The sequence below is a fragment of the Streptomyces sp. NPDC052107 genome (assembly GCF_040680215.1).
Classification (GTDB): domain Bacteria; phylum Actinomycetota; class Actinomycetes; order Streptomycetales; family Streptomycetaceae; genus Streptomyces.
The window spans coordinates 1-14300 of the sequence record NZ_JBFAWG010000126.1; the positions used below are offsets into that span (position 1 = coordinate 1).

The window sequence follows — 14300 nt, forward strand, 5'->3', positions numbered from 1 at the left end:
CTAGATACACGCCGTCCCACCAGCCGACGGCGCGTTTCCGCACGTCAACCCCCGAATCCACAGACTATCCCGCTACATCAACTGCGGAACCCGGGCGAGACACCGAGCGGCTGCGGCAGGAACTGATCGAGGCCGAGGCGACGGCCTGCATCGGTTGGCTGGGACGAACACTCGGACACTCGCAGGACCGGACGCAATGGCGCGAGAGGGCCATGACCACCCAGGCCGGCGAGCTGCGCCCGGCGTACGACGACCTGTTGTCGGGGGGCCGGCGCCCGCCGTTCCCTGATCGCGGGCCCGATGCGCATCATCGGCCTCTAGTCGTGGACGAAGCCCGAGGAGACCCGCTTTTGCCGCCGGGAGCCTGAGAAGGCCGCTGATCAGGAGCGCGAGCGGCCGAAGGTGCCGCTACGCGGCATGGTCACGGGGCAGTGGAGGGTGCTGCCGCTGCGCATGGGCCTCGTCCAGATCTTCAACGTCACGGACTGCAGGCTGCTGTCCTGCATGCCGAGCCGTCTGGCGAGTGGACTCTACTCCGACGAGACCCTGGCGCTGGTCGTGCTCGGTGTGATCGTGCAGCCGCTCGCGGGCGCGCTGTCGGACCGCGTCGGTCCTCGCTCGGTGACGCCGCTGGCTGCGCGGGCTTCTTCCTGCACGTCCCCGCGCTGCTGCTGATCCGCCAGGTCGCCAACGTGTCGCCTCGCGCTCTTCGGCGGCGCCGCGGTGTGGTTGACGGTGGAGTCGGCGGGGTGGGGCGCTGTCCGGGTCCGCTCCCGCTGTGGAGAGGGAGGTGCAGGCGCGTGCTCTTCGGGGGCGTCGCGCCTTGGCGGGGCGTCGGCCGGCCGGGCGGTGGTGTGCCCGTGTCACTCGGCTCGCAGGCGGAGGTTGGCGGTGTTGTTCACACGGTTGGCCACAGCCGTGGCGCGTCGGGAGGCATCTGTGCTTGGCGGCACTGTGCGTGCGCAGCGGGGCCTCGTCGGGGCGTCGGCCTCGCGGGGTCGGCTCACACGAGGGCGGTCAGGCGGACGCGGGAAGAGCGAGGGTCTCGGTGCGGCGGTGGCGGCCGTTTCCGGGCGCGTCCGGGGCGGACGGGCGTTCGGCGGCAGGCTGTCCACGGTGCCGGCCGGCACCGAAGTCCGTCGCTGGACGACGGCGGCGAAGGGTCCTGAGGGTGCGGATCGACTGCTTCATCATGTTCTCTGTCCGGGTGTTCTCGGGAGCGGATTTTTGCTCAGATGCCGCGGGGGTCGGCGGCGCGGACGGTCCAGAGCTGGTCGAAGTGCCAGCGGTTGAAGGCGTAGGCCTGCTCGTCCGCCTGGGCGACGGCGACCCACTGTCCCTGGCTCAAGCGGTAGAGGCGGTGACCGTCGTAGCGAAGCTGCTGACCGTTGCCGCCGGAGCGCCAGTACGAGTAACCCGACTGGTCCCGCTCGCCGTGCCATTCACGCTGCCCGTCCGAGAGGGACCACCCCTCGCCGATGCGGGAGAAGCCGGCGCGCTCCGTCACCGTGGCGACGGCGCTGTGGTGACCGCTGTGCCCCGAGGGCAGGGCGGCTGCCGAGGCGGGGCCGGTGACGGCGGCGAGGGCGCTGCCGGTCATGGTCACGGTGGCGGCGGCGAGGGCGACGCGGGTCATCAGCTTCTTCATGGCGGTGTCTCCTTGCTTCGCCCGGTGTGTGGTGCGGGCGGTGAACGATCGACGCGTTATGCCGAAGGGCTCGTGCCCGATACGGCCGAGCAACGTCATGCATTGACGCTAACAGATCGTTGAGACTCATCAATGAATGAACGGATGTGACTGTCGACTCACCGAAACGAAGCTGCCGGAATGCTGTGGATTCCCAGAAGGGGCATGACAAAGGGGCCACGGGAATGCCCGTGGCCCCAAGCTGCCTGGTGGCGGGTCGGTCAGGTGCAGGCGGAGTCGCTCTGGGGCGTCCTCACTCGGCCGAGGAGGCTGCGGAGAGTGGAAAGCTCTTCGGGGGTGAAGCCGGCGAAGAGCTCTTTCTCCACGGCGGTGATGGCGTCCTGGGCCTTGTCGAGGGTGCGGCCGCCTTCGTCGGTGAGCGCCACGATGTGGCGGCGCCGGTCGGCCGGGTCGCGCCGGCGCTCGAGGAGGTGCGTGTTCTCGAGGTCGTTGAGGATCCCGCACAGGATGCTGGGATCCACCTCCAGGGCTTCCGCCATGCCCTTCTGGCTCATGTGTCCCGACTCGCCCAGCAGGACCAGCGTCGCGCCTTGGCGGGGTGTCAGTCCGCACTGCTTGAAGGCGTGCTCCATGCGGGCATAGGCGATGGCGCCGTGCCGGGCGAGCAGAAAGCCGAGCCGGTCGAGGGGTTCGGCCTCGACGGTGCCGGTCAGGTCCGCAGTCATTGTCACCCCACTTACTGTATCAGTTCGTAAACTGTTACTCGATTAAGATCATTTAGTAGTTTCGATGATATCAGATGCTCAATGATAGAGGGGATCGCAGAGCCGGGGGTCGCGGTGGTGGTGCAGGCCGCGGGCTGTCATGTATCCGCCCTGGTCGCAGGGGGCAGGTCCATCACGTGCGACCGCGCTGGTCGGCGACGACGGTGGCCTTCATGATGTTCTGCTTCTTCTTCCCGACATGAACGCCCTTCTGTCCCTGCGGCTCGCTACAGGCCGGCCGGCCCTGGGTCTCGGTGGCATCCAGCCTGAGCTCGACATCCTCGGCATGGGCGTAGGCGAACACGTCATGAAGTGCCCGAAGCTGCAGGGCAGGGCGCTACGAGCCGTCACGCTGGGCTTTTTCGAGTGGGTCATGCGGGATCTGCGGTGGTGGGGGAGGCGGGGCGGGGGATGGTGCCGGTGGGGGTGTACTGGGCGGCCTGTGCGTGGAACATCGAGGCGTAGCGCCCGTTGGCGGCCATGAGTTCGTCGTGGCTGCCGTGTTCGACGAGCCGTCCGTGGTGCAGGACGTAGATACGGTCGGCGTGGCGGACGCCGGACATGCGATGGGTGACCAGGACGACGGCCCTGTTCGGGGCGGCGAGCCGGCGGATGCGGCCGAAGGCGGCGATCTCGGCTTTAGGGTCGAGGGCGGAGGTGGGCTCGTCCACGATGAGCACACCGTCGGCGTTTGAGGTGGAGCTGCGCCAGTGGGTTCGAGCGAGGCCGATCTTCTGCCACTCGCCGCCGGAGAGCTCGCTGGCACCGCGGAACATGCGGGCCAGCAGGCTGTGCAGGCCGTGAGGGAGTTTCGCAATGACCGCTCCGACTCCCGCGTAGTCGACGGACGGCTGCAGGTCCTCGGGACCGGCTTCCCGGGTGGGCCGGCCGATCCGGATGTTCAACGCCGCGGTCACGGGCCAGCGTTGGAAGTCCTGGGTGAGCAGCGCGACGCGGTCGAACACCCGGAAGCGGTCCAGGCAGGCGACGTCGGCCTCACCCCAGCGCACGGTCCCGCTCTGTGGCAGCAGCAGGCCCGACAGCACCTTCATCAGCGTGCTCTTGCCGGACCCGTTCTCGCCGACCACGGCGGTGACCGTGCCCATAGGCAGCGTGAGGGACACCCCATCCAGGGCGGGGGCTTCCCGGTCCGGGTAGCGGTAGCTCACCTGGTCGAGGACCACCTGCTTCACCTGTCCCGGAACGGGATCGCCCCCGTCGGGGATGGTGCGGTGGGCCGCCTCGTTAAGGAACCGGGCGTGGTCACGGACGTAGAGGGACTCCTCGTCCAGCTGGTTGATGTTCATCACCAGCGCGCCCAGGCTCGCTGAGCCGGAGCGGACGGCGATGACGGCGGTCCCGGCCACGGCCAGACTCATGTGCCCGCTCGTGATCAGCCAGAACATGGCCGCGTACGTCGCCGCCATGGCGAGACCGGACAGCGCGGCGGCCACCCACTCGGTGACGGCCTTGCCGGCAGCCAGCCGCTCCTGCTCGGCCTCCGCGCTCTCGGCCATCCGCTCGTAGCGGCTGAGCAGGAACGGGCCGACGGCGTGGATGCGCACCTCCTGCGCGGCGCTGCGCTCGGTGAGCAGGTTGCCGATCAGGCGGCTGGCGCGCACATGCTCGACCCAGGTCATCACGGACACGTACCGTTCCTGCGCCACCCGCATCGCGCCCCAGCCGCGCGGCGCCGCGATCAGGATCAGCATCGGCAGCAGCACCGGGTGGAGAATGGTGAGCACGCCGGCCGTGGAGATCAGCGAGATGGTCCCATTCAGCGCAGCCACGCAGGCGCTGATCATGCGGCGGGCGGATCCGGCGCCGTACTGGGCGACATCGATCAACCGCCTAAACTCCGGGTCCTCAATGGCCTCCAGCTCCACCGACGCGGCGGCGGCCAGGTACTGGGTCGTGGCGATCCGCTCGACCAGCGGCTCCAGCCGGCCCGCCCGCGAGGTGGACCATCCGGCCAGGCCCGAGTTGACCACGGCAGCTGCTGCGGCGGCGAGCAGTCCCGGCAGGACCGCGTGCAACCGCTGTTCGGGGGTGCCCGAGCCGAGCAGCGCGTGCATGACGGCGTTGACCGCGAGCAGCCCGACCGCCGCGGCGACACTCTGCCCCACCTCGCTGATGGCGACCGTCAGCAGCGCGCGCCGATCCGCCTGCCACGCCATCCGCAACGTCGCCCCGACCAGCCTCGGCATAGAGCGCAGAGCCGACATCATCGTCAAGTCCAGCCGGGCACGCTCGTGTTCCGACCAGCCGAAGTCATAGCGCAAAGGACCCCCGAAGAGCTCCTGCTCGGCGTCGGAGACCTCAGGCTCGGCCATCCGTACACGCCCGAAGAACCTCTTCACAGGGCCCCTCCCGACCTGGACCAGCTCGGCGCCCGGAGAGCCGGCGCGGGCAGCCGCCGCGCCATGGTGACGGTGCTCATCCGCGCAGGGGTCCTGCAGCTGGAGTCGTTGCGGTACGAGTACTCCTCGCCCCGCGCCACGTTATGGGAAGTCGTATGTGCTTGTGTCTTGGCCGAACTCAACGTGGTCCCCCTTGACGGTCGTGCGGCTCCTGCTGTGGCTCAACGAGCCAGCCGGAATTTCGAACACATGTGTTTCGGTCGTGCTGGTAGCCCTGGGATTGAGCGCGCGCCGGAGCTTGTGGGTTGCATCGACCCTTGCGGTGCATGGGCCAGGGGCTGGAGCGGCGATGGCCAAAACGCCGAGCACGCCGCTGTTCCGGCGCCCGGGGCTGGGGCGCGGTCTAGCAGAAGGGCGCGAGCAGAGCGCCAGGACTCAGAAAGCGGCCGTCGACCGCGTCATCAAGGCAAGTGCAGGTCGCGGGAGACACCGCCGTGCTCGCGCGCCAGTTGCGCGGCGAGGCAGCGATGGTATCCGCCGGCCTGACCGGCTCACCGAGGCCGTCTGCGACGCCCTGGCCCTGACCGAGCCCATTGGTGCTGCGCCGGCGCCGAAACCCCTGGCGGCTCGCGCCCCGCCCTCTGCCCGCAACACTCACGCGCGTGCGCACGACAGAACCCCCCTGCCACCAGATGCTTTTGGCTTCCCTGTCCGGCTGGGGTGATAGAGAGAGCCGGTACAACGATCCTCGCGGCCATTGCGTCTGACGGCCCTGACCCTCGAATGGCGACGATGCTCCCCAACGGCCCCGCCCAAGTCCGCACCAGTGCCACGCAATTCCCGGCATACGCTGGCGTCCCTGCTTGCCACGACCTGCAGATCACACCACAGGCTCTGGCGCGCGCTCTGTTCATCACGGGCAGAGCGCCGAAGGACCAGATGAAGCACGCGAGGTCATCGACATACGAGTGGTGCCACAGGGTGGCGGCCATGCCCGCCTACCTCAGCTGGGCCGACGACGGGCAGGTCTGTCGCATCACACGCACCGACCTCGCCCGAGAGCTCGATCCCTCCGAGAAGGGCATGCTGTCCTACACCCTGGGGCAGGCCATGTGCCAAATTTTTGCAGAGACGCAACTGTCCGTCCGCTTCTTCATGCATGTCGCCCGCTACGCCAGCGCCTACGGGCTCACCTTCACCCCAGGCGATAGCCGAGCAGACTTCTTCGGAGAGCGGACCTCCGGGGGCTACGTCGTCGCAGAGGCCAAGGGCCGCTCCGGCTGTCTGACGAGCAACCTGCGCAAAGCCATGGAGATACAGAAAAGGACGGTCAAGACCATCGGAGGCGACATACCGAAGATCGCCTACGCGAGCGCGGTGGACTTCCCCTCCCCTCGTGGAGCCATGCGTCTGACGGCGATCGACCCTGACGAAGCCGCCCCGAACGCGATCGACCTCCCCGTCGACCCAGATCGGCACATCTTGGCCTACTACGCGCCGTTTCTGGACGCCTTCGCTCACCAGCAACCACAGCTTCTGGGCGACTATGTCGTGGCCAGCTTCGCAACGCTCGGCGTGACGCTTGGGGTACTCGCACCCGTCTTGCAGCGCGTTGAGAGAGCGTCACGACGCGACCACATCCCTGGCCTTCGCAACGACATCCTGCGCTTGCTCGATCGCCACACCCCCCGCCAGGACCGAACACTCAATTCCGACGGCACACTTTTCGCTACGGACTGGACCCTTCCCCAAGTTGATCGGCTCCGCCCAGGCCGCCAAGGCCGCGATGAACTACCCAACTCGCTCCACCAGGCCTACCGCAGCACGGATGAGGGGGACGCCTGGCGGGAACAGTCCGCGATGGAAGGGGACATTGAGTGGCGAGATCTCCCCCGTGCCAGCGGCCTGATGCCGGGAATCTTCCCTCTCAGCGACGGTGATCTTCTCGATGGCTGAGAAGCTAGTCATTCCAATCTTGAGGACGATGTTTTCGCTGGGCGGCATAGGTTTGACGTTCCCCCAGGAAGACCGCTTTTCGTGACGACCGCAGCCACCCTCCGCCACCCGGCTTCACGCTGCGGTCATACAGATGCCCGGCACGTCGCAGTGGCTCGTGGACAGCACAAGCGAGACAGTCCTGAACGCTTCCTATCTCGCAGCTGGCCTCGAGCGGACCGGAGCCCGCGCCGCCCTCGTCCTCAACGAAACCTGTAAATGATCACCGCTGAGGAAACGTCAATCAGCACAGCCGTGCCCGCTCGTCAGTGACACACCAAGCCTGAGCACCCCCGCGGCGTCGCGCGAGGGGCAAGGAGACCCGGTGTCACCACGGAGCAGACGGAGATCCGTCCGCTGTCAGCCCGTACCGTCTGATCGCCTTGGCCTCGTCGGGACGCCCGGCGCTCTCCCGCACTCGGGCAAGCTCGTACAGCGCGTCCGGGTGGCCGCCGTTCACGGCCTCGAGGGCTACCTGCTCGGCTCCCGCCTGATCTCCTGCCCGTACCCGCATCTGGACAAGATCCCCGAGAAGGTAGGGGATATTCGTGTAGCTGATCGCGATGCCTTCGGCTCGTTCGCGCTGCCCGGCTTCCTCCAAGAGCCGGAGAGCCTCCTCCAGGCCCTCGATGTCACCCTCGCGGGCAGCGTTCATGGCGTACTCAACGGCTTCGTCCCAGCGGCCGGCCTCCTGCAGTCGGCGCATCTCCAACTCCACCGCACTCGGCTGAGGGGCAGCGGTCCCCGACCACTGCCTTTGAGTCCACGCCAACGTGATCGTCTCTATAGAGTTCCGGAGCTCGGTGAGCTCTTGCAGGAGGTGTGGCTGTCCGCTGCGTTGCGCGATGGCCGTGGCGTCATCCGCGCGGCCCAGGATCTCAAGAAACTCGACCAGGTGCTTCCACGCCCCTGGGTGGCCGTCCTGGGCGGCAAGCTCGAACAGGAGGGCGGCGTAGCGGTAGCGGCCGTACTCGTGGGCTTCCTCCCCCATGGCGAACCGGTCAGCGGGGGTCCGCGCGTGCAGCGCTGCCGCCTCCCAGAAGCCTTCCGGGGGAAAGCCCCAGCCCCGCCCGAAATTGGCCCACCGCACCAGGACATCGGCCAGGCGGTAGCACGCCTCATCAGGGCGGCCTGGGAGCGGACGCCGCCGGACGAGAGGTCCCGGGACGCCCAGGCAGTCCTGGCCGAGGTACTCGAGAGCGTCATCGAACCAGCTAGGCGGAAGCCCGTCCCACTCATCCCTGTCGAAATAGGCGCTGGCCGCGTGCCCAAGCAGGGCGGGATGTCCAGCTTCCGCTGCGCGTCCGGGCGGGGCGCCAGGGCGACGACGGGCTGCTCGCCCTCGTCGAAGCCGGGATGGCCGGCCACCTGCTGCGGGATCGTCAGCTTCGGCGTCGAGGCCTCCGGCGAGGGCAGGGGCTCCGGGTCGATGACCTGCATCAGCCCCGTGACCGTGCCGTACGCGCCAGCGGCCAGGTCGTCCAGGAACGCGCCCTCCGCCGGGGCTCCGCCGAACCGCTCGATGAGGTAACAGGCTTCCGCCACCACGGTGGCAGGCACCACCAGTTCCCTGCCGGTCGTGAGCCCGTCGAACCAGGCCCGGCACGAAGCGTGTGCCGCGTCGCGCGGACTGACGAGAGCGACCAGCGGGCCCGTGTTCCAGGTACTCCAGGCCGCCGACAGAACACTGTTCTACAAGGAACTGGCGGGCCCAGTGAAGGAGCACCTGGACACGAGATACGACGGACGGTATGAGCGTTATCCACCGGCCCCTGGCCCTTACCGACGCCCCTGCCACGCAGAGGACTCCTCCAGTGCTTCCGTTCGCCACACCCACACCCACACCCACACCCACACCGATGGCTACTCCATGAGCGCTGCTATACCTGGCCCCCGCGAGCTGCGGGCAGACCACGTGAACCAGGAACTCGCTGCTGAGCTGCGCCGCCGAGCTGAAACCGATCAGACGGCCCGGCGACACTGGCTGGCCACAGGCGAGGTCGGCGATCTCCCGCAGATCGACGCCGGCAACACCGCATGGCTCAAGGCGATCCTCACCGAATACGGGTGGCCAGGGATCTCTTTCGTAGGTGAGCAGGGCGCCGAGGACGCATGGCTGCTCGCCCAGCATGCTGATCAGGACGTGCCGTTCCAGAAGGAGGCCCTGAAGCTGCTGCGTGATGCGGTCTCGACCGGCGATGCCCCTCCTCGGCACCTCGCGTACCTGACCGACCGCGTCCTGGTCGCCGACGGCCAACCCCAGATGTACGGCACCCAGTACACCCACGATGCCGACGGCACGAACCTGCGCCCCCAGCCGATCGCCGATCCCGAACGGCTCGACGAACGCAGGACGGCCATGAGCCTGGAACCCCACGCCGAGTACGACGAGCGTATGCGGGAAGGGTGACCCTCGTTCGCGCCGGCGACTCACAGATCTGTCCAGGGGCGGGGCTTGCCGCCGGCCAGGGGCGTCCACGCGGCCTGGGTGGGGCCGTGTTGCTCAAGGTCCTCCAGTATGGCGGCTCCGAGGCGGGCTTCGCGGGCGAGGGTCGGTACGAGCGGGTGGTGGGCCACCATCGCTTGCAGATCGCTCATCCGATTCTCCAGCCGGGTCCGGGAGGCGCCGGTGAGCACGAAGAGCACGCGAGGGAAGACCGGATACCAGCGCAGCCAGGCAGGACCTGCGGTGGTCTGCCTGCGGCGGCCGGCGGGCTGGGTCTCGTGCTGGAACAGGCGGGCGTATTCGATCAGTTTCGTGGCCAGCCGTTCGCTGCTCATGGTGCTGCGGTCGACTTTGACGAAGGCGCGCAGCTTTCGGCGGGTGACGATGAACCTCGAGTTTCGCCGTTTTCGCAGGGTCGCTCTGGCAGTTGTAGCTGCCGGCGTTTGGGTCCTGTGGTCGTGGCGGCGGCCATAGAGTGAGGCTGTGGACGAGAGGCTTGTAGAACAGGTACAGCAGCTGGACCAGCAGGGTCAGTCGGCGAAGGCGATTGCTCGGACGCTGGGGGTGGGCGTCAGGGATGTCGTCGGGGTGCTCAACGGCGCCGTGCAGGTCTCGGTGTCAGGTCGTGGCGAGCCGCGTTGCTGGGTGAACGCCGGCTGGAGCAGCAGTGTGGATCTTGAGGGTGCGCCGCAGTGGACGGGCCTGGACCCTGGGGCTTGCGACGCCGAGGAGGTGCGGGGCCTTGTCGCCGTACTCGTGGCCGCAGACAGTGCGCGCTCCGCGAAGGTGCAGGTTGCCGGGTTCCTGCTGGACGTGTGGTGTCTGGGGGTGAAGAACGCACTGCCTCCTGAGCCGATGACCCCGAGTCAGCTGGCTGCGCACCGCCACGCCTATTTCAGTGCCTTCGAGGGGCATGTGCAGGTTCCCGCCGAGCTTGTCCGTGCCCTGGTGTTTGGCGCCGCCGCCTACGCCCGAGAGCTCGGGTTCGATCCCGAGGCGGACTTCGATGCCGCAGCCGCTGTGCTCGGCGAGCCTGCCGGCCCCAGCCCGATCCGCTTCGGCCGTGAGGGCAAGCCCTTCTACGTCAACGGCCCCTACGACGATCCCGAGGCGGTCGTGCGGTCTTTGCGCAACGCCGTCGGCGACGACGGCTTCCACTACGCCCTCGCCTTCCCCGAGTAGCCGCGGCGGCGTCGGCTGTTTGGGGCGCGCGGGTAGCCGTCCAGGGCACGTGAGCTGGCAGGCGATCGCTCCGGCGGGTGACGGCCGGCGGTCTTGCTGATCGGCCTCGCCCTGACCTGTCTGTTCCGCGGACGTAGGAGGAGACGGGCGGTGCTCCCGGTTCCGCGAGCTGGTGACTCGGCTTTTTCATCGCATTCGCCGTCGTCGCGTGCATGGCGACGGCGGTACGGGTCTTGCGAGATGCCCGCGGCGAAGCCCGGCTCCGTCCCGCAGCCGCCGAACTGCATAGGGACGTCCGGCCGTTGTACGGCGCCCTCGCCGCATCGGACGGCCTGGCCGGCCACGTCCATCGGCGACTGGATCGACTCAGCCCAGCAGGCCCTCGTCGCCGGTCGCCGGCGAGTCGGCCTGGACCAGGTCGAAGGCTGCTCCTGGAACGGCTGGCACCACCACGCCACCCTGGTCAGCGCCGCCCACGCCTTCCTCACCGAGCAGCGGCCGGCCCCAAAAGCCGACACAGCGGACTCAGCCTCTACCAGATCCTCGACGCCCTCCAGGACCTGCTGAGCTGCTTAACCGGCACCTGCATCACCTGCCACCAGCCCCCTGCCCAGCAGAACCACACCAAGATCAAGACAGACCTGACGGAACCCTGCAGGCGCCGCGGCGCTGACGCTCCAGGCGCGTATACGCGGATGTATACTGTGGGGTATGTCTGACGCGATGATTCGTGTGCCTGCCGAAGTCCGTGACCGTCTCGCCGTGATTGCCGAATCCCGGGGAACTTCGATCCGCTCCCTGGTGCAGGAGTTCGCGGAGTCCACGCTGACCGAGGAAGAACGTCGTGAGCGGGCCGAGCAGACCCGCGCCTACCTGGGTGAACACTTTGGCGTCGAGGTGTCGGACGAGGAGAGCGCGGCCATGGGTCGCAGGCTCCGTGAGGTGTTCGCCCGGCAGCAGGGCGCCGCCGCGTGATCTTGCACCATCTCATTCTCGATGCGCCAACGCTGGTGGCGCTCGCGGGCAACCGCCAGGTCTCCGCGCTCATCCACCGGGCTCATTTCGAGACCGACACCCGCCTGTGGGCACCTGCCCTCTCGATCCTAGAAGCTGACCGCGAGTACCTGGGGATCGCCGAGCACATCGGGCAGCTGGAGGTCATCCACACCGTGGACTTGGACTACCCGGCGGTGCTCGAAGTGGCTCAACTGCACCGGGACGGCGTTCCCCTTGGCATTGGTGCCGCGATCCATGCCACCCGGCATCTGCCCGAGTGGGGCGCGGACGCCTTGGTCGCCACGGTGGCCCCGAAAGCATACGAAGGCCGCAGTATCCGCGTTTTCGATCTCAACCGCTGAAGTCGCCCGGCCCGGCAGCTTTGATGACTTCGGCCCCCAGCGGGGCCGAGCGCAGGGCCCTGGTCCGGCCCAGCAGCCAAGTCTCGTCGAGATCGTCGAAGAGTGCGTAGCGGCGTGCATCCGGGCGTAGACGTCCTTGTCCCACCCGGGCGGTCCGGCACCCCAAGGCGAGTTCGCGCCCCAGGACGGAGCCGAGCATCGGGTCCGCGTCGGTGGGGATGCGCGCGGTGACCGCCCCGGTCCTGCCGGGCGCGGGCGGTTGTCCTGGCGGCGGGCGGGGGCGCCTGCCTGAGTCGAGGCGGCGCGGTGGCAGCGTATGGGAGGGAGGCGCCGGCTTCCTGGCGGTGTATCGCGGGTCATGGGCCAGGCTCTATCGGCTACAGCGCGAGCAGGGGGTCGGTGGGGTCCTCGACGCCGAGGAGGAGCACGTGGTGTCCGACGGCCTCTGCGGTGCCGTCGGTGACCTTCTCGATGTCGAGGCGCGGCCGGATGCGTCCGGAGCCTTCGCCATTGGCTGTGAGGTCGTGTTCCAGTTCGTCGTCGAGGCGGTTCAGTGCGGCCTCGGCCGCGGCGTAGTCGGCCAGGCCGCGGGCGAGGAGCTGGCGGGTGGCGGTGCCGCGGAGCTGATAGCTGGGCATCGGACTCGTCCTTCGGCTGGTGGGGTGATCAGGCGGGGTCGGCGAGTCGACGCGCCGTGTTCACCGCGCGCGACCAGACGTCAGGGCTGCCTCCGTGCTCGCGGGCGAGGGAGGCGGCAAGCCCTGGGACGTCGCCGCGCTACGAGGGGAAGGCCACCAGATACCTACTGTAGGTGGCGCGGACCTGTCTCGGCGGCGACGACCCACTTGTGCGGGTGCTTGTTGATGATGGCGGAATGGGACGAGGACTCGTCGGTCAGGTGCTGGTCTCTCCCATGAAGATTTCGGGCCCGCTCCAAGGCCGTGGTCACTCAAGGAGACGCGGCAGTGCTCGGAGCCGTTACGTCACCTGGAGGCAGCGCATCATTGCCCGAGGACGGCTTCGCGTGCTGCACGCGACCAGATGGCTTGCTGCCTGTTGCTGAAGCCCATCCGGTTCCAGTGGAAGATGATCGGCGCAACGTCCGGTGTTGCTGGGGCGGTTCGCGTCGATGGCCCGGGCTTCCGAATCCCCCTACGAACTGGCGACGCTGCTGATCGCCATGGGCCATCTCGGCGACGACACCCGTTCTTGGCTCACCCACCCGAGTGCAGGCGTTCGGGGCTGTGCGGCTCTCGCGCCCGGCCTTGCCGGAGACGACACGGCCGAGCGGGTGCTGCTTCGACTGGCCCAGTCGCCGCGTGCGTTCAGTCAGTCCTTCGGCGACATGGCTCCACCGCTGCAGTTCCAGTTCGAGCCCTATCAGGGCCTTCTTAGAAAGTGGTCCGTGAGTTAATGCCCCCGCTGGGGCACTGTCCGGCGGATCACGAGCGGAGCCATAACCGGACCGCTGCTGCGGTGACGGTGCCGTGGAAGACGTAGGCGCGTTTGTCGTAAGGGTCGCTTCGGTGTCGGGCGTGAGGTCGTCGGAGGACCTGGGGGCGGCGACCAGTCCCGTGAGCGGGGTCGGGTGCGACCAGAAACACTAGGTCTCCTTCCGTCGCGGGCCGCCCGTGGCGGATGGGCCGGTGGTAAGGGCGGGTGGCTGGTCAGTGGGTGACGGTGACGGTGTAGTCGGCTTCCAGGACGGCGAGCGCGGCACGGATGGCGGCGCGGGTCTCCGGGCTCGGCACCGAGTAGGGGAAGTCCAGGGCGTGCACGGCGTCGTCCAGGTGACCGTCGGGCATCGGCAGCACATAGCCGCTGCGGTAGAGGGCGATGGTGGTGGCGGTGGCGACGCGGCTGCGGTTGTAGGCGACGGCTTCCTCGGTGTTGAACCTCGGTTTCGAGCGCCTCGCTGGCGGTGGGCGGCGGCGCCGCGATTCCGGCGGTGAAGCGGCGGGCGGGAATGCGTAGACGGGCCGGTCGCAGGGCGGGCCGCAGCGTTGGCAGCCTGGCAACTCCTGGGGCAGGAAGCGGGGGAGGGGGAGAGCGAAGGGGCTGGGCGCGGCGGGCCGGCGCGGAGGGGACGGAATCTTCCCTGGTGCTGGGGCCGACGTGACGGCTGGTCGCGGCCCATGGGCCGGGAACGGGTCACCGCCTCACAAGATTCGTAATAGTTGGTTTCGGTTGAGCGGGAACCCACTCCCTGATCTGCTCGTTCCACTCCCGACGGGCCCCAATGAACGTGGTCAGCATCGGGTTCACGGAGTTGGGGTGGCCGGACGCTTGGACCGTCACCCACGCCCCCGAGGCGTCGACGACGGCGCACACACTGTCGACCCGGACCCTGCCTTGCTGCCCGGGCGGGCGGGACGCGTGCTCCCGTGGGCCTGCGTTAATCGCTGGTGTGCGGCCCGGTGGCACCTGTACGTTGGCATCGCGACCGCGCCTCCGATGCGCCCGGCTGCGGCTACTTCCTTCTGACAACCAAGTGACGCCGCCGCCCCCTTTGATCTCGGCAGGCGCGGGCGTCTTCGCCCCGTCGGA

At 68.5% G+C, this 14300-nt stretch carries 12 protein-coding genes and 4 pseudogenes; 8 read left to right on the forward strand and 8 right to left on the reverse strand.

Annotation, left to right across the window (positions count from 1 at the left end; all coding sequences use genetic code 11):
- Window positions 1-248: 248 nt before the first annotated feature.
- Window positions 249-683 (forward strand): annotated as a pseudogene (locus AB0M27_RS43240) (MFS transporter); the annotation flags it as partial.
- Between the two features lie 548 nt (window positions 684-1231).
- Here AB0M27_RS43240 and AB0M27_RS43245 read toward each other — a convergent pair.
- The 4 genes and pseudogenes from AB0M27_RS43245 to AB0M27_RS43260 form a co-directional block, all read right to left on the reverse strand.
- Window positions 1232-1648, reverse strand: a complete 417-nt coding sequence (locus AB0M27_RS43245) for a hypothetical protein (protein ID WP_365730979.1) — start codon at window positions 1646-1648, stop codon at window positions 1232-1234.
- Window positions 1649-1908: 260 nt separating this feature from the next.
- Window positions 1909-2373 (reverse strand): MarR family winged helix-turn-helix transcriptional regulator, encoded by a 465-nt coding sequence (locus AB0M27_RS43250; protein WP_365730999.1) that lies wholly within the window; start codon window positions 2371-2373, stop codon window positions 1909-1911.
- Between the two features lie 175 nt (window positions 2374-2548).
- Window positions 2549-2749 (reverse strand): annotated as a pseudogene (locus tag AB0M27_RS43255) (IS5/IS1182 family transposase); the annotation flags it as partial.
- Between the two features lie 34 nt (window positions 2750-2783).
- Window positions 2784-4745: an ABC transporter ATP-binding protein gene (locus AB0M27_RS43260; RefSeq protein WP_365730981.1), complete on the reverse strand. Its 1962-nt coding sequence runs from the start codon at window positions 4743-4745 to the stop codon at window positions 2784-2786.
- A 1017-nt stretch (window positions 4746-5762) separates the two neighbouring features.
- On the opposite strand from AB0M27_RS43260, the gene AB0M27_RS43265 reads away from it, so the two are divergent.
- Window positions 5763-6728, forward strand: coding sequence for a hypothetical protein (locus AB0M27_RS43265; protein ID WP_365730983.1), 966 nt, complete (start codon window positions 5763-5765; stop codon window positions 6726-6728).
- A gap of 367 nt (window positions 6729-7095) precedes the next feature.
- Here AB0M27_RS43265 and AB0M27_RS43270 read toward each other — a convergent pair whose 3' ends face one another.
- The gene (locus AB0M27_RS43270; protein ID WP_365730985.1) at window positions 7096-7758 is read right to left on the reverse strand and encodes a hypothetical protein; all 663 of its coding nucleotides are present in this window, start codon (window positions 7756-7758) and stop codon (window positions 7096-7098) included.
- A 924-nt stretch (window positions 7759-8682) separates the two neighbouring features.
- Here AB0M27_RS43270 and AB0M27_RS43275 point away from each other — a divergent pair.
- Window positions 8683-9177 (forward strand): DUF6624 domain-containing protein, encoded by a 495-nt coding sequence (locus AB0M27_RS43275; RefSeq protein ID WP_365730987.1) that lies wholly within the window; start codon window positions 8683-8685, stop codon window positions 9175-9177.
- 20 nt (window positions 9178-9197) lie between these two features.
- On the opposite strand, the pseudogene AB0M27_RS43280 reads toward AB0M27_RS43275, so the two are convergent.
- Window positions 9198-9590: pseudogene (locus tag AB0M27_RS43280) on the reverse strand (hypothetical protein); the annotation flags it as partial.
- Window positions 9591-9696: 106 nt separating this feature from the next.
- Here AB0M27_RS43280 and AB0M27_RS43285 point away from each other — a divergent pair.
- The 4 genes and pseudogenes from AB0M27_RS43285 to AB0M27_RS43300 all read left to right on the forward strand — a co-directional run bounded on the left by AB0M27_RS43285 (window position 9697) and on the right by AB0M27_RS43300 (window position 11753).
- Window positions 9697-10395 carry a hypothetical protein gene (locus tag AB0M27_RS43285; RefSeq protein ID WP_365730989.1) on the forward strand — a complete coding sequence of 233 codons (699 nt, stop codon included), beginning with the start codon at window positions 9697-9699 and terminating at the stop codon, window positions 10393-10395.
- Window positions 10396-10797: 402 nt separating this feature from the next.
- Window positions 10798-10962, forward strand: a pseudogene (locus AB0M27_RS43290) (IS701 family transposase); the annotation flags it as partial.
- Between the two features lie 195 nt (window positions 10963-11157).
- Entirely contained in the window at window positions 11158-11370 is a 213-nt protein-coding gene (locus tag AB0M27_RS43295) for a hypothetical protein (protein ID WP_365730991.1), read from the forward strand.
- The gene (locus AB0M27_RS43300; RefSeq protein WP_356315889.1) at window positions 11367-11753 is read left to right on the forward strand and encodes a hypothetical protein; all 387 of its coding nucleotides are present in this window, start codon (window positions 11367-11369) and stop codon (window positions 11751-11753) included. Before AB0M27_RS43295 ends, AB0M27_RS43300 begins: the two co-directional genes overlap by 4 nt.
- 377 nt (window positions 11754-12130) lie before the next feature.
- On the opposite strand, the gene AB0M27_RS43305 is transcribed toward AB0M27_RS43300, so the two are convergent.
- Window positions 12131-12391 carry a hypothetical protein gene (locus AB0M27_RS43305; RefSeq protein WP_365730993.1) on the reverse strand — a complete coding sequence of 87 codons (261 nt, stop codon included), beginning with the start codon at window positions 12389-12391 and terminating at the stop codon, window positions 12131-12133.
- A 470-nt stretch (window positions 12392-12861) separates the two neighbouring features.
- On the opposite strand from AB0M27_RS43305, the gene AB0M27_RS43310 reads away from it, so the two are divergent.
- Window positions 12862-13167: a hypothetical protein gene (locus AB0M27_RS43310; RefSeq protein WP_365730995.1), complete on the forward strand. Its 306-nt coding sequence runs from the start codon at window positions 12862-12864 to the stop codon at window positions 13165-13167.
- 253 nt (window positions 13168-13420) lie between these two features.
- Here the strand turns inward: AB0M27_RS43310 and AB0M27_RS43315 are convergent, their stop codons facing one another.
- Window positions 13421-13771 carry a hypothetical protein gene (locus AB0M27_RS43315; RefSeq protein WP_365730997.1) on the reverse strand — a complete coding sequence of 117 codons (351 nt, stop codon included), beginning with the start codon at window positions 13769-13771 and terminating at the stop codon, window positions 13421-13423.
- Between the last annotated feature and the right edge of the window lie 529 nt (window positions 13772-14300).